The organism is Thalassolituus sp. UBA6592, assembly GCF_002433655.1.
GTDB lineage: Bacteria > Pseudomonadota > Gammaproteobacteria > Pseudomonadales > Oceanobacteraceae > Venatoribacter.
This window is the reverse complement of sequence record NZ_DJIO01000148.1, coordinates 1-26843: the sequence shown is the minus strand read 5'-3', so window position 1 is coordinate 26843 and position 26843 is coordinate 1. Positions and strand designations below refer to the sequence as shown.

The 26843-nt window shown below is 50.3% G+C and carries 19 protein-coding genes; 3 read left to right on the top strand and 16 right to left on the bottom strand.

Annotated elements, in window-relative coordinates; genetic code table 11:
- Nucleotides 1-630, bottom strand: a 630-nt coding sequence (locus B2Z72_RS14990) for an amino acid--tRNA ligase-related protein (RefSeq protein ID WP_297005204.1), incomplete at its 3' end; no start/stop codon positions are given.
- A 46-nt stretch (nucleotides 631-676) separates the two neighbouring features.
- Nucleotides 677-1772, bottom strand: a protein-coding gene (gene prfB / locus B2Z72_RS14985) for a peptide chain release factor 2 (protein ID WP_297005201.1) whose coding sequence is annotated in 2 segments (ribosomal slippage) — nucleotides 677-1699 and nucleotides 1701-1772 — 1095 coding nt in all. Because the reading frame shifts where the segments join, the coding sequence is not laid out codon by codon here.
- 164 nt (nucleotides 1773-1936) lie between these two features.
- Here prfB and B2Z72_RS14980 point away from each other — a divergent pair.
- A complete protein-coding gene (locus B2Z72_RS14980) occupies nucleotides 1937-2269 on the top strand; it encodes a bacterioferritin-associated ferredoxin (protein WP_297005198.1) in 333 nt (110 codons plus the stop codon).
- 140 nt (nucleotides 2270-2409) lie between these two features.
- On the opposite strand, the gene B2Z72_RS14975 is transcribed toward B2Z72_RS14980, so the two are convergent.
- The 4 genes from B2Z72_RS14975 to B2Z72_RS14960 all read right to left on the bottom strand — a co-directional run bounded on the left by B2Z72_RS14975 (nucleotide 2410) and on the right by B2Z72_RS14960 (nucleotide 9706).
- Nucleotides 2410-2841, bottom strand: a complete 432-nt coding sequence (locus B2Z72_RS14975) for an ester cyclase (RefSeq protein ID WP_296981820.1) — start codon at nucleotides 2839-2841, stop codon at nucleotides 2410-2412.
- Nucleotides 2842-2973: 132 nt separating this feature from the next.
- Entirely contained in the window at nucleotides 2974-6930 is a 3957-nt protein-coding gene (gene fliD, locus B2Z72_RS14970) for a flagellar filament capping protein FliD (RefSeq protein ID WP_296981818.1), read from the bottom strand.
- Nucleotides 6931-7021: 91 nt separating this feature from the next.
- Nucleotides 7022-7399, bottom strand: a complete 378-nt coding sequence (locus tag B2Z72_RS14965; RefSeq protein WP_296981816.1) for a flagellar protein FlaG — start codon at nucleotides 7397-7399, stop codon at nucleotides 7022-7024.
- Nucleotides 7400-7465: 66 nt separating this feature from the next.
- Nucleotides 7466-9706, bottom strand: a complete 2241-nt coding sequence (locus B2Z72_RS14960) for a flagellin (protein ID WP_296981815.1) — start codon at nucleotides 9704-9706, stop codon at nucleotides 7466-7468.
- 207 nt (nucleotides 9707-9913) lie between these two features.
- On the opposite strand from B2Z72_RS14960, the gene B2Z72_RS14955 reads away from it, so the two are divergent.
- Nucleotides 9914-12013 carry a motility associated factor glycosyltransferase family protein gene (locus B2Z72_RS14955; RefSeq protein ID WP_296981813.1) on the top strand — a complete coding sequence of 700 codons (2100 nt, stop codon included), beginning with the start codon at nucleotides 9914-9916 and terminating at the stop codon, nucleotides 12011-12013.
- Nucleotides 12003-12668: a class I SAM-dependent methyltransferase gene (locus B2Z72_RS14950; RefSeq protein WP_296981812.1), complete on the top strand. Its 666-nt coding sequence runs from the start codon at nucleotides 12003-12005 to the stop codon at nucleotides 12666-12668. The genes B2Z72_RS14955 and B2Z72_RS14950 overlap by 11 nt, the downstream gene beginning before the upstream one ends.
- A gap of 119 nt (nucleotides 12669-12787) precedes the next feature.
- Here the strand turns inward: B2Z72_RS14950 and pseI are convergent, their stop codons facing one another.
- The 10 genes from pseI to flgJ all read right to left on the bottom strand — a co-directional run bounded on the left by pseI (nucleotide 12788) and on the right by flgJ (nucleotide 26631).
- Complete coding sequence (pseI, locus tag B2Z72_RS14945) at nucleotides 12788-13837, bottom strand: pseudaminic acid synthase (protein WP_296981810.1); 1050 nt, start codon at nucleotides 13835-13837, stop codon at nucleotides 12788-12790.
- On the bottom strand, nucleotides 13827-15227 hold the full coding sequence (locus B2Z72_RS14940; RefSeq protein WP_296981808.1) for an HAD hydrolase-like protein: 1401 nt from the start codon (nucleotides 15225-15227) through the stop codon (nucleotides 13827-13829). Before B2Z72_RS14940 ends, pseI begins: the two co-directional genes overlap by 11 nt.
- The gene (locus B2Z72_RS14935) at nucleotides 15224-16042 is read right to left on the bottom strand and encodes a class I SAM-dependent methyltransferase (protein WP_296981806.1); all 819 of its coding nucleotides are present in this window, start codon (nucleotides 16040-16042) and stop codon (nucleotides 15224-15226) included. Before B2Z72_RS14935 ends, B2Z72_RS14940 begins: the two co-directional genes overlap by 4 nt.
- 53 nt (nucleotides 16043-16095) lie before the next feature.
- Nucleotides 16096-18123 (bottom strand): aminotransferase class III-fold pyridoxal phosphate-dependent enzyme, encoded by a 2028-nt coding sequence (locus B2Z72_RS14930; protein WP_296981804.1) that lies wholly within the window; start codon nucleotides 18121-18123, stop codon nucleotides 16096-16098.
- Nucleotides 18120-19019 carry an aldo/keto reductase gene (locus tag B2Z72_RS14925; RefSeq protein WP_296981801.1) on the bottom strand — a complete coding sequence of 300 codons (900 nt, stop codon included), beginning with the start codon at nucleotides 19017-19019 and terminating at the stop codon, nucleotides 18120-18122. The genes B2Z72_RS14930 and B2Z72_RS14925 overlap by 4 nt, the downstream gene beginning before the upstream one ends.
- Nucleotides 19020-19112: 93 nt before the next feature.
- Nucleotides 19113-20300, bottom strand: a complete 1188-nt coding sequence (gene pseC, locus B2Z72_RS14920; protein WP_296981800.1) for a UDP-4-amino-4,6-dideoxy-N-acetyl-beta-L-altrosamine transaminase — start codon at nucleotides 20298-20300, stop codon at nucleotides 19113-19115.
- Nucleotides 20297-21295, bottom strand: coding sequence for a UDP-N-acetylglucosamine 4,6-dehydratase (inverting) (gene pseB, locus B2Z72_RS14915; RefSeq protein ID WP_296981798.1), 999 nt, complete (start codon nucleotides 21293-21295; stop codon nucleotides 20297-20299). Before pseB ends, pseC begins: the two co-directional genes overlap by 4 nt.
- Before the next feature lie 58 nt (nucleotides 21296-21353).
- The gene (gene flgL, locus B2Z72_RS14910) at nucleotides 21354-22592 is read right to left on the bottom strand and encodes a flagellar hook-associated protein FlgL (RefSeq protein ID WP_296981797.1); all 1239 of its coding nucleotides are present in this window, start codon (nucleotides 22590-22592) and stop codon (nucleotides 21354-21356) included.
- 10 nt (nucleotides 22593-22602) lie between these two features.
- Nucleotides 22603-25584, bottom strand: a complete 2982-nt coding sequence (flgK, locus tag B2Z72_RS14905) for a flagellar hook-associated protein FlgK (RefSeq protein ID WP_296981795.1) — start codon at nucleotides 25582-25584, stop codon at nucleotides 22603-22605.
- 6 nt (nucleotides 25585-25590) lie between these two features.
- Nucleotides 25591-26631, bottom strand: a complete 1041-nt coding sequence (gene flgJ / locus B2Z72_RS14900) for a flagellar assembly peptidoglycan hydrolase FlgJ (RefSeq protein WP_296981793.1) — start codon at nucleotides 26629-26631, stop codon at nucleotides 25591-25593.
- Nucleotides 26632-26843 lie beyond the last annotated feature (212 nt).

Below are 26843 nucleotides of genomic sequence, written 5' to 3'. Positions count from 1 at the left end.
AATGGTCTGCAGCATCGGAGTTTCCACTTCCATAAAACCACGCTGGGTCAGGAAGTAGCGGATACCTTCGATGACTTTGGAACGCACCATAAAGGTTTTACGCGTATCTTCATTGATAATCAGATCCACGTAACGCTGACGGTATTTCATTTCCTGATCCGCCAGACCATGGTGTTTATCCGGCAGCGGACGCAGTGATTTGGTCAGGATACGCAGGTTTTCGATCTGATCGACATCCACGTACAGTTCGCCTTTACCGGACTTGTGCAGCACACCGGAGACGCCCACGATGTCACCGATATCCAGCAGTTGCCAGGCTTCAGATTCTTTCTGATTCGGCTTGGACATATAAAACTGAATGGAATCGCTGGAATCCTGAATACCGACAAACGGACCACCACGACGCATTACGCGACCAGCAACAGAAACGCGCAGGCCCTCTTCTGCCAGCACTTCTTTGTCCTTATGACCGTGTGCACGCTTCAGCTCACCGGCCAGATGGGTACGGTGAAAGTCGTTCGGGTGACCATTGGACTTGCTGCCGTTACGTAACTGCTGCAGCTTGGCGCGGCGTTCAGCGATCAGCTTGTTTTCTTCATGCGCATCGCTGTGATTGGTTAAATCTGTCATGTTTAAACCTTAACTGTGAATGTACCTGCGGGTCGGCAGGCTTTCCTTACAGACCTTTTTTCAGGCTGGCTTCAATAAACTGGTCGAGCTCGCCATCCAGCACCGCCTGAGTATTGCGGGTTTCAACCCCGGTACGCAGGTCTTTAATACGGGAGTCATCGAGTACGTAAGAACGGATCTGGCTGCCCCAGCCGATGTCGGACTTGGTATCCTCCAGCGCCTGAGCTTCCGCATTACGCTTCTGCATCTCAAACTCATACAGCTTGGCTTTCAGCTGTTTCATCGCCTGATCTTTGTTTTTATGCTGAGAGCGGTCATTCTGACACTGAGTCACGATATTAGTCGGCAAGTGAGTAATACGGACCGCAGATTCCGTCCGGTTAACGTGCTGACCACCGGCACCGGAGGCGCGGTAAACGTCGATACGCAGATCGGCCGGGTTAATTTCGATATCGATGTTGTCGTCTACTTCCGGGGATACGAACACAGAAGAGAACGACGTATGGCGGCGGTTGCCGGAGTCGAACGGACTCTTACGCACCAGACGGTGAACACCGGTTTCAGTACGCAGCCAGCCGTAGGCATACTCGCCTTCAATGCGGATCGTCGCACTTTTAATACCGGCAACCTCACCTTCGGAGGCTTCCATCAGCTCGCCTTTAAAGCCATGGGCTTCGATCCAGCGCAGGTACATACGCAGCAGCATGTTGGCCCAGTCCTGCGCTTCAGTGCCACCGGAGCCGGCCTGAATATCCATATAGGCGTTGTTCTGATCCAGTTCACCGGAGAACATACGACGGAATTCCAGCGTTTCCAGCTGGCTGTTGAGGTTTTCCAGCTCGGCGCGGATATCCTCTACGGCGCTTTCGTCATCTTCTTCAACCGCCATATCCAGCAGATCACGGGCATCCCCAAGGCCGGCATCCAGCGTATCGATGGTCTTCACCACCGCTTCCAGCGACGCACGCTCTTTGCCCAGCTCCTGAGCACGCTCAGGGTTGTCCCAGACATCCCCCTGAGACAGTTCATGTTCTACTTCTTCGAGACGCTCAACTTTGTTGGCGTAGTCAAAGGTACCCCCTAAGCACATCGGTACGCGCACTCAGGTCTTTAATGGTTTCAACAATCGGATTAACTTCCAAGACAATATCCCGTGATTCGTTTGTATTGTTTCAGGGAAAGTACCAATAAGGCTTTATAGGCACTGTTCAAAAAGGACGCAGCATTTTACAGAAATGCGGCTGTCTATGCGAGAGGTGCGGCGCGAGAGGTGTCCGCGCTCTGTACTGCCAAAGGGCACAGCAGCGTGGCTTATTCAGGCTTTATCAGCCATCCCGCCCCTTGCAGCGGACGGTTACACTTTTCTTTAAAAATTTTATTGCAAATCCTTCTCATTCAGACTAAATTGCAAATCAAAGTGATTCTCATATGGATTAACACCATGTACGTATGCCTTTGTAAAGCCGTTACCCAGCAGCAGATCCGTCAGGCCGCCGCCGATGGTGCCAGCTATGCAGACATCCGCAAGGAACTGGGCGTAGGAACGGACTGTGGATGCTGCGGCCAGTGTGCCAAGCAAATCGTCCGGGAAACCAGCACGACCGCCGTAGCGGCCTGCGAGTTTTCGGAAGCCTGTTAATCACATTTTCGACACATCCTGTTCCAGGCGGGGTGCTCAGAAAACAAAAAAGGAGCCAGTGGCTCCTTTTTTGTTTTCGTTTTCTTCTGTCGTCGGTTAAATCCCTGAGTACAGATCTCAGACTTTTTACCGATAAGGCTTCACCCAGCCAGTGGCACTGCGTTGTTGGCGCCAACCATCTGACGCTGCAATTCCGCCAGATCCACCATGGTGTTCTGGTGAACAACTTTGCCACGGCGGATTTCCCAGGTAGAGATTGAACTGAAACTCACAACTCGGTGATTAGGCTGCATGCCCATCAACGGGCGCTCAAAACTTCCGGAAAACGTGCACACGGTAATAACGCGGTTACCTTCGGCCATCATCTCTTCGATGCTTACATCAAGATCAATGATCGCAGAGCGAACCTCTGACACGTATTCGATAAAGCCGTCCAGATCGCGGAAGCCTTCTACGAAACTTGTATGATAAACAAAGTCCGGGCTGACAATGTGCCGGAGCAGATTAAAGCGTCCACTATTCCAGGACAGTTGAATAAAATGTTCGACCAGCCGTTTGTTAAAACTTTCCATGTTCTCCCCCGGTTGGGTAATCATCGGCGACGTCATATAATTTTCAACTGCAATAATATTGGACCTTTATAATAATCTCCACCTTTACTTAATGTAGGATATATCTCACAAAACGAAACAAATGATGACTCATTAATTATCATTATTACCGTTCATTGCATCGAACTGTTGCTGCACAAAATCCAGAGTCGAGTTCAACGTCTGAATAATGGCATCGTTGTACAGAAACTGAGACCTTAGTCTCGCTTCTCTAGCTTCCATACGCGCATCCAGCTTTTCTCTTTCTTCATCAATATCCGTCAGATCATCGTCCAGCGCCGCCTGACGTACTGACATCATGCTGTCACGGCCATTGAGGAATCCGTCCATGATTTCTTTCAGCTGATCACCAAACCCTGAAATATAAGTCACCTGGCCACGCATCCCGGGTTCACCACCAGTCACCTTGAGACGCAGCCCGGAGGCATCATCAATAAAACCAACCTGGTCTTTACCCGCCTCACCGTCGCCACGGCCGAGCGTAAACCCGAACACTTCAGCAACGCCACTGGACACATCTTTAATCTGTACATCAGAAGATGCGCCGGTGGACGCAGAAATAATCCCGAAGCGGCCGTACGCATAAGAACTGGTATCGGTGGTGTAATCCACCCGCACGCGGATATCTTCATCGCTGAACGCTGTGGTGTCATTAATTGCCTGCTGTAAAGCCAGCGCCAGACTTGTACCTGAGTTATAAACTGCCGGTTGATTAAGCGTTACTTCAGCTTCAACACCGTCGACTTCAATGGTGAACACATTATTGGTCGCATCTATGGTCACTGGTGTTGAAAAATCTGTCGCCAGATCACCCAGGTAGTAGCCGTTCGTTGCGGCCTGATTGCCATCAACAGCGCGCAAAAACTGTCCAGTGCCCGTCGCCTCAATGCCATTAATCTTACCGGCAACATCCTGACCAACAGCGACAGCCGGAGAGTAAACAGCGGCATCCTGTAATCCCAATGCTGAAATTGCCGCAGGGTCAAGATCGGTAAAACGCACACTGGTACCCAGCCCACCAACAGAAATATTGAACGCACCGGTCAACTTATCCGGGTCGTATTCATAGTCCACGGTGACATCCAGGTCATAACCAAAGTTACGTTCATTGGTTGCCAGGCCAAATCCATCGTAGCCATTGGTGGATACGCCAGCCGACATGCCCAGACTGGTTGCTGCAGTACCACCGAGATTTTTCACTTCTACGGAAGAGGATGCACCGAAGGTAGCAGCGGTTCTAACTCCGTCCTTACGCTGCGTTTCAAAATAAAGCTGTCCGCTGTCATTTACCCGGGCACGAACATCCCCGGCAGCAAACTGCCCACTGTTCACCAACGCCGAATCAATAGCCTGTTGTATGACGGTCAGATTGGACTCTGAGTTATTACCACCCGCCGTACCATCACCGTTAACATCGACATTAATGTCCAGACCATCGACGGTCAGGGTAAAGGTTGCATTCTGTCCGCCGGAGAAATCTATCCCTGCAGACAAGTCGGCGAATGCTGCCGAGCGCGCTCCGCGGCCATCACTTTCAACTTCGATATATTCTTCATGACCGCTGGCAACGGTCGTCAGTTTCAGGCCGCTGCCATCCAGACTTGCAGTGACCACGCCTGCGCCATAGGCGGCGTCGAGAGCGGACTGAATGTCAGCAATATTGTTACCGCTGTTTCCGCTGACAATAATTTCCTGTTCATTGCCTGAGACATTAAGAATGAATCCGGAATTGGCCGCGGAAAAATCAATGGGGGCTGAAATATCCCGCGAAGCCACAGCCGTTTCAGCGCCCTTCACCACACCGGTAAAGTTAGGATCGGAAGACAGTACCGCACCTATCTGATTCTGAATTTCTGCCGCCAGAGCATCTCCGCTCAGATAATTCCCGGCCGGTACAGAAACCTTATTCAGACTGTCGACACCATCAACCTGAACAGCAAACTCAACCGGCGCTGCGAAGGTAACACCAGGATCCTTACCATTGGTCTGTACCCCCTGAGTACCATCGAGCCCCAGCAGAATATCTCCGGTACCAATACCGGTGGCAGAGACTTCGATACTGCGCGCACTGCCTTCTGCAGTGGTTTCAAAGCGCAGATAACCTTCCGCATCAAATGACGCTGTAACCAGACCATTCAGCCCGGGCTGTGCATCGATCGCACTCTGAACCGCCTGCAGAGTATCCTTGCGGTCGCCATAAATGCCGTCGCCATTCAGATCCTGACCACTGGCATCCTGATTAACCACAACAGCAACCGGCCCGGCACCATCAATGTTCAGCGAAAATGTGGCATTACTGGCGGCAAAATTAATACCCTCATCTTCATCAACGGTACTCTGCCCCTGCAGACTGGTGGCGCCCTTGCCATTAAAGGCATCAGCATTCAGTGTGGTCAGTCCGACGCCCTGATAAGCCCCCTGCCCGCTCGCAGTAAAGCCGAGAACATTAGCAACATTTGCATCGACCGAGGCAAAAGAAATACGGGAAGAGGAACCATACTGATTTGAGGTAACCGAAAAATTGCGGGCAGCATTGTCGTAGGCCACCGACACACTGTGCCCGGCGGCAGATACCGCGTTACTGCTGTTTATCTGTAATGCAATTTCTTTCGCCAGCGCATCACCGGATGTGTAGCTGCCCTGAGTCAGGGTGATTTCAGAGTTAGTACCATTAACATTGATATTAAAATTGTTACTGCTTTCATCAATGACCACCGGCGATGAAAAATCGAGTAATGCCAGTGACTGCCCATCATAACGGGCCTGCGTCGCCAGCTGAGTAATCTCAACGTCATACGTACCCGGTCTGGTATTAATGGAATCGTTTACATAAGTAATCTGACTGTCAGTGGTCACGCCGGATTTGGCCAACAGTCCGATAATAGAAGTACGGTCTTCTGTCAGTGCACGGTTAAAAATCGACGTGTCAAAGGTCAGCTGATAATCATTGTTGCGATCGGTATTAACACCTAATTCTGTCAACGAACGATACTTACCTCCCAGGCCGACCACAGGCTCACTGATCAGCGCGCGTAGCTGGGTCATCATCGAGCGAATGGTCGAATCCCCAAGTAACAGACCCGCCTGCTGAGTTTCGGTGTTGTAGGAAGACAGATCGTCGACGAAGGTTTTCAGCTGATTGTAAGTATCAACAAACCCCTGCAGGGTTTCTGTCAGCTCTTCCGTATCAGCACTTACCGTAATATTGACTGTCTTGCCGACATCGGCCCCGTTCAGATTCAGCGCAACACCGGGAATAACCTCTTCCACGACATTGCTGCTGCGGGTAATGGTCAGCCCATTGACCATAAGGGACGCATCCTGCGCGCCTGCAGTTTGTGTCATGGCAGACGAAGCCAGCTGATTTTCGTTAAACGCAAGCGTTGCCAGTCCGGACGTCAGCAGATTGCCTGACTCATCCTGAGCTTCAATTCTCATGGCATTTTCAACGCCGGTTTCAGAAGAGGTCATCAGCAGACGATACCCCGAACCATCGTTAACAATGGTCGCAGTTACCCCCATATCGGCATTGTTGATAGCATCGCGGATGCCGCTGAGCGAACGGTTGGAGTCATCGATCGTAATGCTTTTGGTGATCCGATCACCGTTAATATCCTGGCCGCTGATATCGCCGCTGCCGTCATAGCTGACAGCGCCAAAGGAAAATACCAGTTTTCCGGTTCCCACAACCTCATCAAAACTGGAATACGTCTGACTGGCCAACGCGTGAGCTTTGGCCGTGTTGACCACTTCGACAGAATAAGAACCGGGTTCTGCCACACTGGTGGTGGTGGCTGTGAGGATGCTTTCGTCGGAGGAGGTTGCCTGGGTCGCGCCCACCAGACTCGGACTCGACAATTTATTGGCGCTCGACTGAATATCCGCCATCAGCGACTGAATTTCCCCATAGGCGGTGATTTTCGCCTCGGTCAGTTCCTGGCGGCTGTCCAGACGAATATCTGATACTTCGCGTTCAGCTGTAATCAGCTGCTCGACCAGATCAGACGTCAGTACACCGGACCCAAGTCCTAATGATTCAACGGATGGCATAGTGGTACTCCTGTGAGACCAGAAACGAAAAAACCCTGTACCAGCTTATCGGCCAGTACAGGGTTAATTTAAGGGTCTGGTTAAATAGTCATCAAACCTGTGCACTGAACAATAAAGTTGGTTCCTCATCATTCAATTTTTGCGCCAGTTCCAGAGCCAGTTCACTCGGTATCTGGCGGATCAGTTCTGACGATGATTTATCGTATACCCTGATTACCGTTTTGCCACTGTCTTCATCCAGTTGAAAATCCAGTGTGCGTTTTGTTTGCTGCACATATTCATTGATGCGGGATACAGCTTCTTTGACCTCATCCTGGGTCAGAGGGTTAAGCTTATCCGCCTGGGACGGCAATTGCTTACCGCTCTTAGCATCAGCGACGGAAATATCGTTGGCAGAGCCGGATACTTCTTTCGCAACTGAAGGTGATACAGCTGGTTTATCGATAACGTTCAGTTTCAGCTCACTCATAAATCACCTCTCTGGTTCCTCAGTTAAGCAGCCGGGGGAAGGCTAGCTTCCCCCATCAGCCCGCTGTTATCCCAGGAGGGACAGAACCTGCTGACCAGACGCGTTGGCCTGAGCCAGTACCGAGATACCAGCCTGCTGCAGTACCTGAGTACGTGACAGCTCAGCAGTTTCTGCGGCGAAGTCAGCATCCTGAATACGTGAGTTCGCAGAATTCAGGTTTTCAGAAGTAATCTGCAGGTTACTCACTGTAGATTCCATACGGTTCTGAATCGCACCGAGGTCAGCCCGTTGCGATGCAACCTGAGCAATGGCGTTATCCACTGCAGTCAGAGCTGCTGTCGCACCTTCGAAAGTAGAGATATCAATATCCACCAGGAACTGACCATCTTCACCACCGCCGAATTCGCCCAGAGTGAAGCCGGAATCATCCAGACCACTCTTACCGGAAGAACCAGCTTCGATTGTGATGGTAGAAGCAGATTCCAGACGAACACTACTGTAAACAGTTTCCGCAGAGGTTGCGAAAGCAGACAGAGTAGTCGCCACAGAAGCCTGACCAATACCCTCTACGTCAGCATCCAGACCGAATGCACCACCGGTTTCGATAGCGGCGGCAGTACCACCGATCGCAACAGAAATGTTACGGCCATCGGCTGCACGCAGGGTGATACCCTCACCGTTGTCTTCGGCGGTAACACCGGTCTGACCGGATTTGGCGTTGATCGCATCGATAGTGGACTGACGGTCCTTATCGATATCGCCCTGAGACACAACAGTACCGATATCAACGTTGTTGATCGCGATTGCCAGGGTAGTACCCTGAGTGGCTGCCGTGGTCGGAGCGGCACCGGTAGTACCTACCAGCACGGTTTCATTCACGGTTGCAGTCACACCAGTCTGTTCGGTGCTGCGGTTGATCGCCGCTGCGATCGCAATACCGGATGCAGAACCATCAGAAGAGTTCGACGTGGTATCGGACGCGGTATCATCCACAGAGCTGGAAGCCGAAATGGTAGTACCGTTGATCACCAGGTCACCTTCAGCAATTGCCAGGGTGGCAGCAGTAGTACCTGTACCTGCAGCACTGGAGGTCTGAGCTTCGTTGGTGTAAACCGCAACAGAAGGATCATAGCTGCCACGGGTCAGACCTGAGTTCTCCAGGTCACCGGTACCGGTACCATAACCACCATCAATGTCGATGGACTTGGTATCACCGTCGGCGATCAGTGTGTAACCACCTTCGTAAACACCCGCGGTAGTACCGCTGAGGCTGGAAGAAGAAGCACCTGCAGTGGTAGTGGCTGTTGCCAGACCAAATGCAGTTGTCAGGTTACCACCAGTACCTTCCAGTACGATGTTACGGCCATCTTCCGCAGTCAGAATAACGCCGTTTTCATTACCACCATCGGAAGCAACAACACCGGTCTGATCAGACACAGCGTTAATCGCTGCAATAACAGACTGACGGGTGGCCGCCATTTCAACGTCATTACTGTTAGCAGTCGCCTGCAGTGTAATCGATACGTTGTTGATTTCGATGGTAGCTGCAGTGCTCGCACCGGTTGCAGACATGGAAGAACCATTCACTGCAGTGGCGTCAGCAAAAGCTGTTACACCGGTCTCGTCAGAAGAACGGTTAATCGCTGCCGCAATCGCGATGCCGGAGGCAGAAGAAGCGATAGTCGATTTAGAGTCATCACCGGACACAGAAGGACCGATCGCCTGACCGTTGATCACCAGGTCACCGTTAGAAATACCGAAGTCTGTACCACGGGCGGATACACCCGCTGCATCCGAAGCACCCAGCTTGTCAGCAGTCAGTTCAGCAATGGATACATCCACAGTCTGACCAGCGTTCGCACCAATCTGGAAGGTCGCAGAGAAAGAACCATCCAGCAGTTTACGGCCGTTGAAGTCAGTCTCGTCAGCTGTACGTGAGATCTCAGCAACCAGCTGATCAACCTCAGCCTGCAGTGCTTCACGGTCAACGTCGGAGTTGGTGGCGTTAGCAGACTGTACCGCCAGTTCACGGATACGCTGCAGGTTGTCGTTCATAGAACCCAGTGCACCTTCAGCAGTCTGCGCCAGCGCAATACCGTCACCGGCGTTACGTACAGCAACGTTCAGACCTTTAATCTGAGAAGTAAAACGGGTTGAAATTGCCAGACCCGCAGCATCGTCTTTGGCGCTGTTGATACGCAGGCCGGAGGAGAGACGCTGCAGGGCAGTCTGGTTAGCGCTCTGGGATTTATCCAGATTTCGCTGAGCATTCAGAGATGCGATGTTGGTGTTAATAATTTGAGGCATGGTTTTTCTCCTGTACCTACATGTCAGACAGCCATCACCCTGCGTTTAGTGGTTCTGGCACCGTCAAATAACTCTGTCATGGTCTTTAACGGCCCCTTGCGTAAAACCTTTAGAAATTTTTTCGTATGAATCGAAATGTGCTGTCATCCACTGGCACAGGCATTGCTTTTTCCCTTTGAAACGACAGAAAACAATCGGGAACAGATAATGGATGCTAACCAGCTCGCCCAGAGCCTGCAGGACCGTAAACAGAAGAATATGAAGTTCTTTGAACGCTACTTCCCTTCTATTCACAGCTTCTGTACTAACCGCAGACTGACTGAACTGCAGCTCAATCTCGATTCTGAATCGCTGGAAGTGAACCTGCTGCAAAACGGCGAGCTGATCTATCCGGCACAGACACAGGCCTTTAACAGCAATGAAGCGCAACAGTTTTCTGACGCTTTTGCTCCTGGCAAGATGAACCACCCGTTGCGCCATACCTATGCCAACGAGCTACACCACTTCCGCTATTCCCATGGTCTGCTGGCTGAATATCTGGAGTCGGTTGGTGCTCACAAGGGTAATGCCCGCCCGTACGGATTCCGTCACAGCCTGCCGCAAGTGGTGTTTCTCGGCTCAGGTATTGGCCAGCACATCACAGAATTTCTGAACATCCGTGATGTGCGGCATGTGGTTGTCGTGGAACACAACCCCGACTATTTCATGGCCAGCCTGTATGTCACTGACTGGGAAGCCCTGATCACGCCTTACCTGCAGGCGGATGACCGCTCATTTGTGCTGTCAGTTGGCGATACAGCGGAACTGGATGAAGAAAAACGCGTGCATAACGCCTTTGGCGGGGTATGGAATCACATCTGCCTTAACGTGCCATTCATGCCTATCCAGACAGTTTTCTATGTTCATCGCGCAGACCCCTTCTACACCAAAGTCGCTCGCCGGCTGAACCGTGAAATTGAGCCTTATCTGAACGTCTGGGGCTACTACGACGACGAAGTGAACCAGCTCAACCATGTACTGCACAACCTGTCGAAAGGTATCCGCGTGATGCCAAGGCCGGATCTGCATGACACACCTAAAATCACACTCGTCTGTGGTAACGGCCCGTCGCTGGACAAATACATTGATCTGATCAAACAGCACAGAGACAAAATCACCATCCTCTGTGCCGAAAGTGCCGGCCACTCGCTGGCGAAAAATGATATTTATCCTGATGCTATGGTGATTCTGGAGTCTGACTATATTACCTATCAGGCTGTTTCTATTATTCCCCAGGACAAATCGAAGAAGATTAACATCATTGGTGCCGCACAGATCAGTCCTTTGGTTTTCAACCACTTCAATGATGGTCTGATTTATCTGAAGAGCGAATCCAGCTACGGCAAACTGCTGGCCAGCGATGACACCATTGCCGATGCAACGCCCAGTGCCGGTAACGCCGCACTGGCCATCGCCCTGGACCTGAATCTGCCGGATGTATTTCTGGTTGGCCTGGACTTTGGCTTTGCTGACCCAGGCCAGACCCACTCGGCATCAGCGTTTTACAGCGAAGAAGAACAGGCCGACATGTTTGCCGAGTTCAAACGCAAAATGACAGCCGAAACCTATAAAGTTGAAACCAACGTTCGTGGTGACATATACACCACCCCATTCTATTTCACGGCGAAAACGCACGCAGAGCGCAAAATCATGCTGTCCGGGCGTAAAGACGTTATCAACCTGTCGCAGGGCGTAACCATCATTGGTACGACTGAAATGACAGAAGATGGAATGGCTGAGCTGCTGTCACAACGTCAGGAAGCGCCTGAGTTTATGCTGTTTGACAGCCTGAAAAACGACAGCCGTAAAATCGGACGGAAAGCGCAGGATAAACTGAAGAAAGAAATCATCCGCACCATCAGTCAGATGTGCACAGAAATTACCGCCATTGTGGAAAATATGCAGCCGGACCTGGACAGCATTGAAAGCAGCCTGTTTAAAATCAATCAGGTCGCCATCAACAACCGGGACAGTAAAACAGCGGTGATGAATACCTTTATCCGTGGCACGATCTGGTTCTGGTTGTATAACTTCTACGCGCTGAGCAAACAGATTGAATCAGAAAAAAAACTGAGCCTGTACACGGAAAACTTTAAGCAATACTTCGGCTTTCTGATCAAAACCTTGCCTGAGCATCTGAAAAATTACATCAAAGACTGTAACAGTGATGATGACCCCAGGCTGAAGCTGACCATTTCGCAGCCAGAACCGGATTATGAATTATGGAAAGATAAGGTAATCATCAGGGAGATGGAACATGAACAATAAAGTAAATCAGGCAGATATATTCCTCGAATCCGAAGGCGACCAGTGGTATCAGCGCAATGCCGCCGTACTGACCCGGGATGAAATATTTCCTGATGTTGAAATTATTCTCAGTCATTACACTGAGGATTCGTCCCCTGCGAGGGTTCTGGAAGTCGGCTGCGGAAATGCATCGAAGCTGAGTACGATCTGTGAGCGTACAGGTGCGCAAGGGTATGGTGTCGACCCGTCAGCAGCAGCGGTTGCTGATGGTATGAAAGCCGATCCATCATTGTCGCTGACCGTTGGTATCGCCAGCCAGCTGGACTTTGGCGATGAAACATTCGATCTGATATTTATCGGCTTTTGTCTCTATCTGGTCGACCGTAAAGACATCTACAAAGTAGTCGCCGAAGCCGATCGCGTCCTGAAACCCAGCGGTCGACTGGCCATTATGGATTTCGACCCACCGGTACGCCACAAAAGAAAGTACCACCATAAAGAAGGTATATATTCATACAAATCCCAGTATGGAGATTTCTTTACGGCTGCGGGTCACTACCACACCATCGCCAAAAAAAGTTTCAGCCATTCCTCAGAATACTTTTCTGCCGATGCTAATGAGCGTGTCGCACTCACTCTTTTACACAAAGAAGAAGATCCGTATCCCGAGTTATAATCAAGGCGAATAGCGGGCCCTCTGAGCTAACGTCAGAGGGTTTAACGCTGTTCCAGACAAACGGCTATCGGCCCGGCATATGCCTTCAGCAATGATGAAATTATGCTTTTATCTGCCGTTTAATCGGTCGTAAGAACAACGCTGTCACTGGTCACCGGGCTGGCAGCCATAACATCAACAAGAACCGCCTGCCCGATAATTTTATCGAGATACTTTGGCGCCAGACCAAAGCCAGGCCGGACGCTGCGCACACAGGATGCATCAATAATATCGCCTGCTTTCATATCACGGACAAAATACAGCGAGCGACGGAACTTAACGTTGGCAGACTCGCTGGATTTGGTTCCATAATTTACCGTACCCAAAGCAGCCCAGGCGGCTTTCACATCGCGACATAATTGATTAAGGTCGGCAGGTTCCAGTGAAAAACTGTCATCCGGCCCGCCACCCTGACGGTCCAGAGTAAAGTGTTTTTCTATGATACAGGCGCCGAGAGCCACGCTGGCAACCGCCGTCGCATTATTCAGAGTGTGATCTGACAAACCAGTAAGCTGACCAAAACGACTGGCCATATCGCTTATGGTCCGCAGATTATAATCTTCTGCAGGCGCAGGATAGCCACTGACGCAGTGTAACAATGCCAGATCTTTACAGCCTGCAGAAAGGGCGGCATCCACAGCCTCGGCAATTTCTTCCTCATCTGCCATACCGGTTGAGATGATCATCGGCTTTCCGGTCGATGCTACATACCGGATTAACGGAATATCCACGGCTTCAAACGACGCAATTTTGTAGGCCGGTGCATTCAGGTCTTCAAGCAGGTCCACAGCAGAACTGTCAAAGGGTGAACTGAATAAGGTAATGTTGCATTCCCGCGCCTTGGCAAACAGAGCCGGATGCCACTCCCATGGGGTATGGGCCTCCTGATACAGATCATAAAGCGTACGCCCATCCCACAGTCCACCATGGATGCAGAAATCTTCACGATCAGAATTCAGGGTAATGGTATCCGCAGTATAGGTCTGAATTTTTACAGCATCAGCGCCATTCGCAGCTGCCTGCTCAATCAGTCTGAAAGCAGTATCGATATTGCCGTTATGATTGGCGGACAGTTCGGCAATAATATAGGGCGGTTCGTCTGCCGCTATTCTTCGTCCGTTAATCAGCATAGCGTTCTCCAGCGAATGATGGCTCTGGCAATTCAGGATATTCCTGTTGAACAAGTCTGAACAGTTCTGCAGAAGTACTGATGATGTCGTCTGTGTGACACAATCGACGGACCGCATCGCTTTCCAGCCAGGCATACTGATGGTATTCCTTGCTGTGATAACCGCCGTCGACCGGCAGCTCTTCCTGCAGAGATACGGAACAGGCGATGTCCATGACGGAGGCATGCAGGTCATATATCAGCCCGATCTGACGACAGGACTCAATCGCTTTAATACCACTTTCTTCTGCCAATTCGCGCGAAATCTGATCCGTAACCAGATCTCTGCCGTCACTGTTTTCATCTGCTTCAGGAACATCCATAGAGCCTGAGGGTACAAATTCTTTTTTCCCCGCATACTGCGTCACGGTTTCTGCCCGGGTGGCAAGCAGATATTCTCCCTTCGGATTGCAGATTACGCCACTCACAGCAAGGGGAATAATAACGGGGAGATTGGCACATTGCCGTGCATCAGGGCTCCTGAGCACATAGAAAACCTCGCGATATTGCCGCCGGCCATAACGCAGAGAGCAAAGCCCATCCACTGTCATTTCATGTCCCTGATAACACATCACCTGTGCATCAAATAATGACGAATTTTCTGTGACAGCTGATTGCCAGAACTGGTCAATTTTACTCTTTAATGCAGTGGGAACCGGAATGGCTCTGCATTCTGTCAAACGGGTAGATTCCATAGCGCGCAGCGGAAATGTTGGCAACGCCAGAATATGCGTAAGTGTACTCATATCGTTAATAACGAAAGAAGCATTCTTATGTGCATTAGCGGATTCAGCAACAAAATGAACCGGGATCATACCGGCCTGCCAGGCGGACAGGATGCCGTTATCTGAATCTTCAACAGCGATAAAAATGGCAGCGCCAGGCACCAGACTTCGGGCTTTCAGGTAAATATCCGGACATGGCTTACCACGTTCAACATCTTCGCCGGACACCCAGCCGCTGATGTAATTTTCCAGTTCAAAGTAGCGGACGACCGACGCGATGGTTTCACGTCCGGCGGAACTGGCAATAACGATGGGAACCCCGGCGCTGCTGATATTCTGCAGTGCCTGTTTAACACCAGGAATTAATGATGGTGCTTCATAAAGCCGAGTGAAGCCATCTTCAAAACGGCTGCGTATTGCCGCCTCCGAACCGAGAAGATCATGGTGTGTGGCAATATGCGTAACAATTTCATCCAGGCTGCTGCCGTTGAGACGATCAAATTCCTGCGCACTGCCGGATTTACCAAACAATGTCAGGATATCGAGATAGTTCCTGTACAAGGTGGCCAGCGTATCAACGATCACGCCGTCCATATCAAATACAAAGCAGACCGGATTGGTTATCACTGAGTTCTCCGGAACACATATAAGCGGTTTTGCCCAAAACCACCAAAGCTGTCATGTAATCCGTCAGGCAAAGAGAGCAGCATGTCAGTGACTGCTTTCACATAAGGTGATTCATAGTCCACCTTACCACTGACCATAGGTGTGATAACGTAGAGCATAATATCGTGCAGACTGGCAAAGTTTTCACTGCGAACCAGTTGCAGATGCGGCTTCGCCCCTTCTGTTAATTCATTCTCATTAAAAAACAGATTGAACTTATCCGGCGTTCTGGCTGCCAGTCCTGCATGTTCACGCAATGCATTCTGCTGAGAATAGCTATCGTTAATATTCTCAATCAAAATAACATGTCCACCAATCTTTACCTGATGGGCTATCTGTGCAAGACCTTGCAGCTGCAATTCAACAGAATTCAGATTGATCAGACAGCGATCGGTAAAAGCAATATCGTATTCCCCGGTCAGTTCTGCGTGGCTGTCCAGATCCAACACATTGCCTTCATAGAAATCTGCCTGTTCGGTGGCCTGCTGTGCATCGCGGTTATCCAAAGCACATTTCACCATGTCGCCTATGTAATCGACGCCGGTAAAATGAGTCTGTGGAAAAAACTTACTCAACGCTATGCAATTATGACCATTGCCGCAACCAACTTCGAGAATACTTTGTGCGCCATCAGTGCCGGCGATCTTTTCTATTGCGCGCTTCAGCGCATCAATTTCCAGTAATTTAATGGTCGGGGTTTTTGTAGTCGCTCTGATATCCCCTTTAAACTGTTCAGCCCATCCTTGCCAGTGAGCTCTGATATCATCTAATTCCATCACCTTCTCCCGAAATAAACTGACCCACTTTTATTGGCCCTTCCGTCAACTCATCAGTTCAGACGCTTAAAGCCCGCATGACAGATCGGTCCCTTGAGCAGGTCTTCTACAACACGACCATCTTCACATTCTCTGACGACGGCAAAAACATCATCCAGTTCAGTAAAGTAGCGATCCACAACCTGCTCTGTATGCTCGGTGCAGACATAGACAGAATTTGAGGCAAGAATACCTTTTTCCAGCATCATCTGTGTTGTCAGAGTTTTATAGTAAAGTGCCTTTTCACTGTCAAAGGTAAAACCCGTTAAAGCCGGTAATCCCCAGTGATTGATTTTCAGCTCGTACTTATCAGCCAGTGCCTGCCAGCGCTCGCGGATATTCAGTCCGGTATTGGTAATCGTTTCCCAGGATTTTTCCCGCTCCATAACTTCCAGTGTTTTCAGTGCTGCAGCAGGTCCGATACGCTCAGTCCAGAAGGTACTGCTGATGAAAGTCGATTGAGCAGCCTCCATAATCTCCCGGCGACCAACAACCGAAGTAATCGCATAGCCATTACCCATAGCTTTGCCGTAGATAGCCATATCGGGTTCAACATCGTGCAGTTTATAAATCCCACCAAAGGACTGACGGAAGCCCGAGGTACATTCATCAAAGATCAGGACGATACCTTTCTCGGTTGCCAGCTGCCGGACTTTTTGCAGGAAATTGTCTTCCGGCCCCATATTACGCACGACTTCCATTTTGATGACGCCAATATTGTGGTTATCCACCAGGGCCTGTAATTCATCAAAGCGATTGTAATTAAACGGGTATACTGTATTACGCAGGTTAGCCGGAACACCTTTTGGATCCAGACCCGGCAACAGATGCCCGGCAAGACTTTCATCACTGCCAAGGTTGGCCGACAGATACCAGTCATGCCAGCCGTGATATCCACAGATAGCAACGTTATCTTTGCCCGATGCTGCGCGGGCAATACGAATGGCAATGGCATTGGCCTCACCACCACTGCGGGCATAACGGACCATATCGGCCCAGGGATTTAATTCGATCAGTTTCTCTGCCAGCCAGACTTCCTCCGGGCAGTTAAACGTCGCCATATTGCCGGTGTCGATAACATGACGAACCGCATCATCCACTTCCGGATGGCCGTACCCCAGGATATTGGTACCAATACCCATGATACTCATATCCAGAAACTCGTTGCCGTCCATATCCCAGACCGTACAGCCTTTGGCTTTACTGAAATACGATGGCCAAAGATCTGGCAGAAACATCTCCGAACGTTTGGACAACAGCATATTCCCGCCAGGGATAATCTGTTTTGCCCGTTTCCACAACTTCTGACCTGTTCCCATGGAGGCCCCCTCATTACGTTTGATACCGGAATTACCATCAAATAATTCTGGCTGATCAGACTGCAGATCGCGCACAGCCTGCCAGCTGAAGAAAATATCCGGACTGAAGTGATTAAAAACGTTACGGATAACGACCAGATCTGCTGGTTCGTCCACCGTCCAGCGCCAGTGCGACAAATCAAAACCGGCCTGATATGCCGCCGTTGAACACTGACCGGATTCACGGATCCAGGGGGTCACATGTTCATGGTCATAATCCGAATCTGTACTCTTTATGCAACGGAACAGCGCCTCTGCGCTGAACACTTCCAGATCTAGCCCGTCAGGAAAACAGGGAGGCACAACATTGCTGTAATAGTCTGTACCGGCTGCCAGATACCCGCTGATCATAGTGTCCACCAGAAGTGGATCGACCAATGGGCAATCCCCTGTCACACGAACAACCACATCAGCCTGATGTTTTTTGGCGATATCGGCGTAACGCTGCAACACGTCTTTTTCACTGCCCTGTTCGCAAACATACCCCAGGCTTTCAACGTAAGCTTTCAAAGGTAGATTTCCGCTGTCCACCGAGGTCGCTACTACGATCTGATTCACCCGCTCTGCACGCGCAAGCCTGGCCAGCAAAACACCGATTAGCGGTGTTCCACCCAAATCTTTCATTACCTTACCGGGTAACCTGGTTGAACCCATACGGGCCTGTACGATAGCAACAACCTTCATATCTGACTCCACAATGCCGGATTAATCAGGAGCAGATCATCCGTGGCTATCGGCGCCGGAACAGCGGCTTCAGTCTGTCCGGCAGCGGCGAGAATTTCCTGCCACTGCTCAGGGCTGTCACAGCCCACCACGACGCGATCAATCTCTTTATAGCTCATCACTGCCGCAAGACAGGAAACCAATGGCGATTGTCCGCTTTCTTCAGACCAGCTGTCCCATGTCTGCCAGAGCGAATCCCACTGCTGAAATTTTTCTGGCCGCTGATTTTTTTCCATCAGCAACAGGCCCTGTAAAAATACAGAACGGACATGCACTTCAGTATTGTCACCTGCCAGCTTTTTAAGCCAGCCGGAACTGGCCAGTCTCTGATCAAGAATATTAAATGGTGCCTGAATTATGTCCGGCTGAAGTATTGGGTAAATGCTCTCAAGCTCATCCGGAGAATAAACAGAAACGCCAATTTTCAAGGCTTTTCCCTGAGCTTTAACTTCACGGAGCGCTGCCGCCAGCTCTTCACCAATCTGCGGATTACACAATGCCGTTGCCTGATGCAGCATCAGACCATCCACCGCAGAAAGCTTAAGGCGCTGCAGAGATGCTTCCAGCTGTTCTGCCAACCAATCATGGATTGTCGTTTGGCAATGAAAGACTTCTTCAGGAACAGGAGGTATTTTGGTAATAACTCTGAATCCAGTCAGGTCACACTGGCCCAACAGCTTTTCGCTTTCGCCATAAGCAATAGCAGTGTCCAGGGTGTCGACTCCAGCCTCACGGCAAAGCCGAAGAATCGTGGCGATATCTTCTTTTTTTACCTGTCCAGATGTATTGGCAACACCATAATTCATACCGAACTGCACTGTTCCAAGCGCCAGACGGTTAACATCGGAAGTCAGCATAAACGTATCCCTGAGCAAGCTGGCGATAAATAACGCTGTACAGCGAATTTCACATCAGAAGCGGACAGAGTCGGCCAGTAGCAGCACATACGCTTAACCAGGTTCAACGCCGGACCGGCCTGCCAACGCGGCAATCAGAGTAGCGCTGATATAACGCTGTTGTTCTGTCGTCAGATCCGGGTACAGAGGAATCGTCAGAGCCTTCCGGTAGTAATCCTCTGCTGCCGGATAGTCACCCGCTGAGAAGCCAAGATTACGGTAATAAGGCTGTAAGTGAACCGGAATATAATGCACGTTGACACCCACCCCCTGTTCACGCATGTAATTAAAAACCTCTTTCCTGTTTGCAGCTGCGGTTCCCTGTACATTGTCGATCTGAACCACATACAGGTGCCATGCGGACCCGCTGTCTGGCAGCTGAGTTAAGGGGGTGACATCCACATCGGCCAACAGAGTATCGTAAAAGGCTGCCAGCTCTCTGCGCTGTAGCACGAAGCTGTCCAGGCGGGTTAACTGACTCAGACCAAGCGCTGCCTGAATATCGGTCATGCGATAGTTAAATCCCAATAGGGTCTGCTGGTAATACCAGGGCCCATGACTGGCCTCTGTCATATCGACCTCATCGCGACTGATGCCATGGCTGCGGTAAAGAGCCATTTTATGAGCAAGTTCTGCGGAGTTCGTCAGCGCCATACCACCTTCGCCGGTGGTGATAATCTTTACCGGGTGAAAGCTGAAAACAGTAATATCGCTGAAACGCCCGCAACCGACCGGCTCATTCTGATACTGGCCGCCGATGGCATGGGAAGCATCTTCAATAATATGGCAGCCATAGTGACGGGCCAGCGCGCTGATGGCGGCCATATCACAGGATTGACCACACAAATGCACCGGTACAATAACTTTGGGCAGGCGGCCATTTTTTTCCGCTGTTATGAATTTTTCTTTGAGTGCCGCCGGCGACATGTTACCCGTCGCCGGATCTATATCGACGAAATCAACATCCGCGCCGCAATAGCGCGCGCAATTCGCTGAAGCCACAAAGGTAATCGGCGTTGTCCACAACAGATCGCCGGACTGCAGGCCAAGGGCCAGACAGGCAATGTGTAAAGCCGAGGTTGCACTGTTGGTAGCCAGCGCAAAACCAGCGCCGGTCTTAGACGCAACCGCCTGTTCAAACGCTGGCACAGCCTGCCCCTGAGTCAGGAAATCGGATTTAAGTACCGCCGTGACCGCCTCTATATCGTCATCACTGATATTCTGACGACCGTATGGAATCACAGAGCTGCTTCCTGATGCAGTTCACGGATTTCTTCAATCGTCAGAAAATGAGGATTCGTTCCCGAATCGTAGGAGAACCCTTTATCCACCGGCGTACCATGTTCGTCCAGCAGATTGCGGCAATAATTAACCGGTGCGGTAAACTGAATGGACGGCGTAATCACATAATGATTATCAAATTCGATGGTATGGTGTGAATCATCTCCGGGACACATAGTTTCGTGCAGCTTTTCGCCTGGGCGGATACCAATCTCATTGGTCGCCATACCCGGCGCCATAGCTTCCACCAGATCTGTAATACGGATCGAAGGAATCTTAGGAACAAATATTTCGCCGCCATACATACGGGCGAAATTCTTAAGAACAAAATCCACACCCTGCTGCAGCGTAATCCAGAAACGGGTCATAGCAGCATCGGTAATTGGCAGTGATTCAGCACCCTCACCAATCAGTTTTTCAAAAAAAGGAACAACCGATCCGCGCGAGCCCACCACGTTGCCATAGCGAACAACGGCAAAACGCGGCACTTCACCACCCACCATATTGTTGGCGGCAACAAAAAGCTTGTCAGAACACAGCTTTGTAGCACCATAAAGATTTGCCGGGTTAGCGGCTTTATCCGTAGAGAGGGCAATAACCTTTTTTACGTCGTTGGCAATTGCTGCATGGATAACATTTTCAGCGCCATTAATATTTGTCTTAATACATTCCATCGGATTGTATTCCGCCGCAGGAACCTGCTTAAGCGCCGCAGCATGAATAACATAGTCAACGCCGCGCATGGCCTGAATCAGTCGCTCCTTATCTCTGACATCGCCAATAAAGTAACGCATACATGGCGCGTCATAGACCTGTTGCATTTCAAACTGCTTCAGTTCATCACGGGAAAAGATAATTATCTTCCGGGGCTTATAACGCGCCAGCAAAGTCTTGACGTATTGCTTGCCAAAGGACCCGGTACCACCGGTTATTAAAATGCTTTTGTCATCGAACATAGTCAAACCTCTGACGCTCCTTCCATATTGCATGGATTGAGCAAGTTCTGTACCAGCCTTACAACTGGTTAAACAGTGATAAACGGGATATTGTGGTATAGCTCTGCTGAGCGGCCTCCAACAGGTAAGTCTGCAATGACAGACGGCTGACAGCCTCAGCAAAATCCACATCAGATAGTTTTGATAACACTTCCTGATTGACCAGCTTGACATCAGCCGCCAGGTTGCCGGTGTTCTCCACCACATTCAGCCGGGCACCCAGTTCACTGACCTTTTGGGAAACAGACGTCTGCGCGTTGGTCAGATTGGTCAGGGTGTCTTCAATCAGAATATCCAGGGTTTCAGAATCAACCGGACTGTCAGTCAGCGAATTAAGCCCTGCAGTCAGCCGGTACAGGGTATCGGTAATACTCTGCTTCGGAGACGATCTCGCCAGAATCTCGTCACCCGGTTCCGGGCGGCCACTCATACCGATACTGAGACCGGCGACGGTAATCGGTGCTCCGTCGAAATAGGTTTCATTGGACATACCATCGACAACACGGTTATCAGATGCCCGACGCACCGTATAGTTCGGCCCTGGCGGGGTAATAGCCGATTCCGGATTAAAGGTAATGACCAGATCGTCCGGATAAAATTCGGCATAAGCTTCTTCGTCGACTACAAAGCCAGGGTTCACCTGGAGGGTGCCGGTATTCAGCGGATTCAGACTTGTAGTAAAGGTATTTTTGGCAGCTTCAACGTCGACAAACAAACCTTTACCGCTGTCGCCGGTGGCGACTGTGGTCGTTGCGCCAATGGCGAGGTAGCGCTGACCTTCATCGCCAACAAATTCATAACGCCCGGTTCCGGTCTTCTGGAAGGGTTCAGTCGCACCCTTAAAGCCGGCAAAGATGTGCTCGCCGTTGGCATCACGGGTATTAAAGAGGTCAGCTAAGGCTTCCTGTAACTGATAGATTTCTGCGGCAATAGCCTGGCGATCTTCAATGGTATAAGAGCCGTCGCCGGCCTGCACCGTCAGCTCTTTTACCCGGGCAATATTTTCTGTCACGGATGACAGCGTGGCTTCTTCCAGATTAAGCCGGTTCTCTGCAGCAGTCATGTTGCGGGTGTACTGCTCATTCAGGGCAAGGTCCTGCTGCAACTGCAGGATCTTGGTCGCAGCAATCGGATCGTCCGCTGGTGTCAGAACCCGACGTCCGGTCGATACCTGTTGCTGGGTCTTATTCACTTCTTCCTGATTGTTCAGGATGCCTTTAAGACCGGTTGAATACTGTTGCAGAGTTGCCACACGCATAACTTAACTCCTAGCGGAACGTCGATATCAGAGTATCGAAAATATCCTGCGCTACCTGAATCACCTGAGCACTGGCGTTATAAGCCAGCTCATAGCGGATCAGAGCTGAGGCTTCTTCATCAAGGTTTACTCCCGACATACTGACTACCGCATCCTGAGAATTATTAAAGAGAACTTCCGCAGAATCGCGATTGATCTGAGCACGACTGGTCAGAGCGCCAATATTCTCTACAAGACGGGCGTAATCTTCTGAATAACTGGTATTGCCATTTACCGTATCCTTACTTTCAAGCGCCGCCATTGCCGCGCCATTACGGCTATCGGATGTACCGTCCGTATTAAAATTCACGGTAAACTCATCGCCGGTCTGTGCGAGCCCATCAATAGTGAAATCAAAGCCAAAATGGACAGGTTCACCCACCGGATTATCGGCAAAAAGATTGTTTCCAGGCGGTTCAACATCCAGGCTGTAACCCGGGTCGGTTACCACTTTAATCTGGCCACCCATGGCAATTTTACTTGAACCATTCGCTCCGGTAGCACGCATATCAAGCCGTGGCTGAAAGCTGATATTTCCGCGCTCATCGATATCGACATCTATATTTCCGGAAAAACTGAAACCAGCCTGTTCAAGCTCTGTGCGGAAAGCCTGCAGGACATCGTTACCCGTGGCATAACTGCCGGTCATGGTAATATCAAACTGCCCCTGTCCAGGTACATCAAAGCTGTAGCTGTAAGGACCGCCCTGATCAAAATCATAACCGTCATATTTTGACAGACTGATAAAAGGCGTTTCGCCGGTTTCTGTTAAGCGGATGTCCTGACCGTTACTTACGGAAAAACCATCACCGTGATCACCGGTGATTTCAATGTCCAGATCCTCACCATTAAGGGCAATAATTTTTAACGTTTCACCATCACTGCGGGCGATAATACCCATTTCCTGAAAATCAAAGTTTGCATTGATTCTGTCAGCCAGAAAATCCGGCGTCATCGGATCAGGAATATCGGTTGGGTAGCTCTCGTCGTACTTAGTCTGATTTGTTCCCGGAATATCCGTGAGTACAACACCATTCAGACTGAAATCCAGAGGTAAAAACGGTGTAGCATCACTGCTGAAATCTGACAGTTCAATGGTGGTTCTGGCGCTTGCTTCAACACCCTCCCGCTTACTCAGTTCCGCAGCAATCTCTTTGGCTGAAGCATTGGCCTGGGTAATCAGTGTTGGCTGACTGCGCACCTGGCCGGTATTGGGATCGGTATAACTGATCACAATCCGTTCCGGAAAAAAGCCATTCACCGGATCAATATTCGCGGCCGGTAAAGGAGGCTGATAAGTCGTCGCAACCGGCAGATATCCACCAAAACTGGTGAATGCAGTTTTACCATCGTTATCCGGCAAAATATCGTTGCTGATACCCGGAACATAGGTCTGGTTCATCAGAGGTGGAAACAGTGGAATGGGGTTGGCCGGATCACTGTTGTCGAGCACATCATAAGTGGTCGGGGAGGTAAAACGTACCAGTAACGGCGGTGTCAGACTGCCTTCCGCTGAAAAGTACGGGGTCGATGTATCGTAAACATCCCCTTGCGAAATAATGGCATTACCACGGTTTCCAATGGCGGAATCCGTCAGAATAGGACTGGCCACTGCGACCTGCTCCGGCCGTGAAATATTCATCTCCAGCTGCGCAGCCTGACCTCTTGTCGGCATAATCAGATAGTCATCACCGGCAGCAAAACTGCCAGCCTCAAACACCAGATCAAAACCTTCTACCGATACCGTTTCAGGGTACGCTCCCGACAGAGAACTCTGCTTTACAATTTCGCCGTCGCTAACGCGTTTGATGCGGAAGGTGTAATCATCAGGGCCAGGGAATTCCAGTTCATAATCACTGGTTGTCAACGCCCCGGCATCGGTAATATTAACCGCAACTACCCGGTCGTTCGGTGCTTTATTAGCGGCATCACCGAGAATACGCGTATAGGGTTTTGATCCTTCATTCACACCGGTAAAAAAGTTTTCACCCATCTCGCCATCATAATCGACGCCCAGTTTGTGCTGGTCATTCATGGTCTGATTGATCACCAGTGCCGTACGCCCGAGACCATTCAGCACAGGATCAAGAACCTGATTACGAAAGTCGAGCGTACCTCCCAGTTGCCCGCCGGTAATGCGGTTGGTGATATTTTCGATCTGATCGCCTTTACGGAAATAAATATCGCTGCGACTGGGGTCTGTTGCGCCATTACCGGCAAAGACTTCGTTGTAATCATTGCCGATTACCAGTGCCTGACCGTTACCGATAAATACGTTCCATACCGCATCATCCTGTTCAACGACGTCAACTTTTACCAGTTCGGACAAATCTTTGACCAGCTTATCACGCTGATCCAGCAGATCATTTGGCATTACGCCCTGGGCAGATGCCGTAGCAAACTGTATCTGCTCATTCAATTCAGCCAGAGATGAAGCAATGGTAGAAATCTGCCCGGCCATAACTTCCATCTGGCCATTAATGATTTCATTCTGCGCAGTCAGGCGGTCGCTGATAGCGCTGAAGCGATCAAGCAGACCATCGCTCTGACTCAGCAGTACAGCACGGGCAGGCAGGGATGAAGGATCATCGACAACCGCCTGCAAAGCACCAAACATATTTTCCAGCCCAGGCTGAATCCCGGTACCGGGATCGGCCAACAGGCTGTCAATCTGCCCGGCATTTGTAGCGAGTGTTTCAAAGCTGTTAAAACTGGAGGAGTCCCGCCACATCTGTTCAGTCAAAAACTGATCATAAATACGCGTTACGGTATCAATGCTCACACCAGAGCCGACCCATACACCACCTTTATTCTGTGGCGAATTTGCACTCTGACCAATCACCTGACGGCTGTAGCCTTCGGTACCGGCATTGGTAATGTTATGCCCTGTGATGGTCAGTGCGGTCTGACTGGCTTTAAGTCCGCTGATGCCAATATCGAGAATATCTGCCATCGTCCATTACTCCTGAACAGCTTCAGCAGAAAATGACTGCTGAAGTTTCTGCAAGGCATCATTGAGCGTTGTGCTTTCCGAAATGCGCTGAATTTTATGGCCATACTGAGGGTCCGTTGCGTAACCGGCCTGTTGCAGTACGTGGCCGTACTGATCCGCACCGAGGTCATGACCAATGGCTTTTTCATAACGTGCACTGTTGCTGAGGAAGTCAGCATAGTCACGCAGCCCGTCCTCGATTGAGGCATAGGAGCGGAACGCGGCATTTTCCTTCATTGCAGATCCACCCCGGTATTCATGAGTCGTTACGGTAACGGATTCACCCGGCCAGCGGCTGTCGGCTTTAATGCCGAAGAAATTAAAACTGTTTCTGCCCTGCTCATCGGTAATCATGTGTTTACCCCAGCCGGTTTCCAGTGCCGCCTGAGCAACAATGGCTTTAGCATCCACACCAATCTCTGCCGATACTTTCTCCGCCAGAGGATACAGAGTGGCAACGAATTCTTCCGCAGAGGCAAACTGTTGCCCCTTATTGCCTTTACCGCTTGCCGCTTTGGCGTCATCTGTGCTGCTGTCAGCGGTCGGAGCACGGTCAGCAGATGGGGTATTGATAACCTTTTCGACGGTATCAATGGCTTTACGGAATGCCGCAGATGACTGAATACGACGATCTTCAATTTTGCTGAAATCGAGTTCAGGAGCGCTGTCTTTATCGTCGCCGTATGAACTCATTAACTGACGGTAAATCACATTAGCCAGGCCCGTAGAACTGCCGCCCGCCAGCGATACAGCCATCTGGCTATCGTACATATTGCGGTAGAAATCGGATTCAGGGCTGTTCAGCATGGAGTCTTCTTCAAAGACTTCATTAGCCTTGCGCATAGAGCTCAGCATCATGCTGAGAAACATGGATTCGAACTGCTCGGCAACTTCACGCAGTGCGGCGCTCTGGTCGCTGCGACCCAGCTTATTAATACCCTGCAGGCTATTAACGTCGGTATAAATCGAGCCGGGATCTGATGGTCGTAATGTAGAATTTGCCAGCATAACATTCTCCTTTCCCTGGAAAATGCAACTAGCTTGCCAGTTTTACTATTTACACAGATAAACCTCATACAGCTGATGGCCGAGGTTTATAAAACGAAAAAACGGCTGAGCAGCCATTGCTGTCCCACAAATTTCTATTTAAGCATTTTCGAAAATTGTCAGGCCCCTTGTCCTCATAGAGGGGCCTTAAATTCGCCTCTGGAGCGCCGAAA

Bases quoted from the DNA above. Each gene is read 5' to 3' on its own strand.
- fliD (WP_296981818.1), bottom strand. From the start codon at position 6,930: ATGCCATCCGTTGAATCATTAGGACTTGGGTCCGGTGTACTGACGTCT.
- B2Z72_RS14960 (WP_296981815.1), bottom strand. From the start codon at position 9,706: ATGCCTCAAATTATTAACACCAACATCGCATCTCTGAATGCTCAGCGA.
- B2Z72_RS14955 (WP_296981813.1), top strand. From the start codon at position 9,914: ATGGATGCTAACCAGCTCGCCCAGAGCCTGCAGGACCGTAAACAGAAG.
- B2Z72_RS14975 (WP_296981820.1), bottom strand. From the start codon at position 2,841: ATGGAAAGTTTTAACAAACGGCTGGTCGAACATTTTATTCAACTGTCC.
- pseI (WP_296981810.1), bottom strand. From the start codon at position 13,837: ATGCTGATTAACGGACGAAGAATAGCGGCAGACGAACCGCCCTATATT.
- B2Z72_RS14950 (WP_296981812.1), top strand. From the start codon at position 12,003: ATGAACAATAAAGTAAATCAGGCAGATATATTCCTCGAATCCGAAGGC.
- flgJ (WP_296981793.1), bottom strand. From the start codon at position 26,631: ATGCTGGCAAATTCTACATTACGACCATCAGATCCCGGCTCGATTTAT.
- B2Z72_RS14965 (WP_296981816.1), bottom strand. From the start codon at position 7,399: ATGAGTGAGCTGAAACTGAACGTTATCGATAAACCAGCTGTATCACCT.
- flgK (WP_296981795.1), bottom strand. From the start codon at position 25,584: ATGGCAGATATTCTCGATATTGGCATCAGCGGACTTAAAGCCAGTCAG.
- B2Z72_RS14935 (WP_296981806.1), bottom strand. From the start codon at position 16,042: ATGGAATTAGATGATATCAGAGCTCACTGGCAAGGATGGGCTGAACAG.
- B2Z72_RS14925 (WP_296981801.1), bottom strand. From the start codon at position 19,019: ATGCTGACTTCCGATGTTAACCGTCTGGCGCTTGGAACAGTGCAGTTC.
- flgL (WP_296981797.1), bottom strand. From the start codon at position 22,592: ATGCGTGTGGCAACTCTGCAACAGTATTCAACCGGTCTTAAAGGCATC.
- B2Z72_RS14930 (WP_296981804.1), bottom strand. From the start codon at position 18,123: ATGAAGGTTGTTGCTATCGTACAGGCCCGTATGGGTTCAACCAGGTTA.
- pseB (WP_296981798.1), bottom strand. From the start codon at position 21,295: ATGTTCGATGACAAAAGCATTTTAATAACCGGTGGTACCGGGTCCTTT.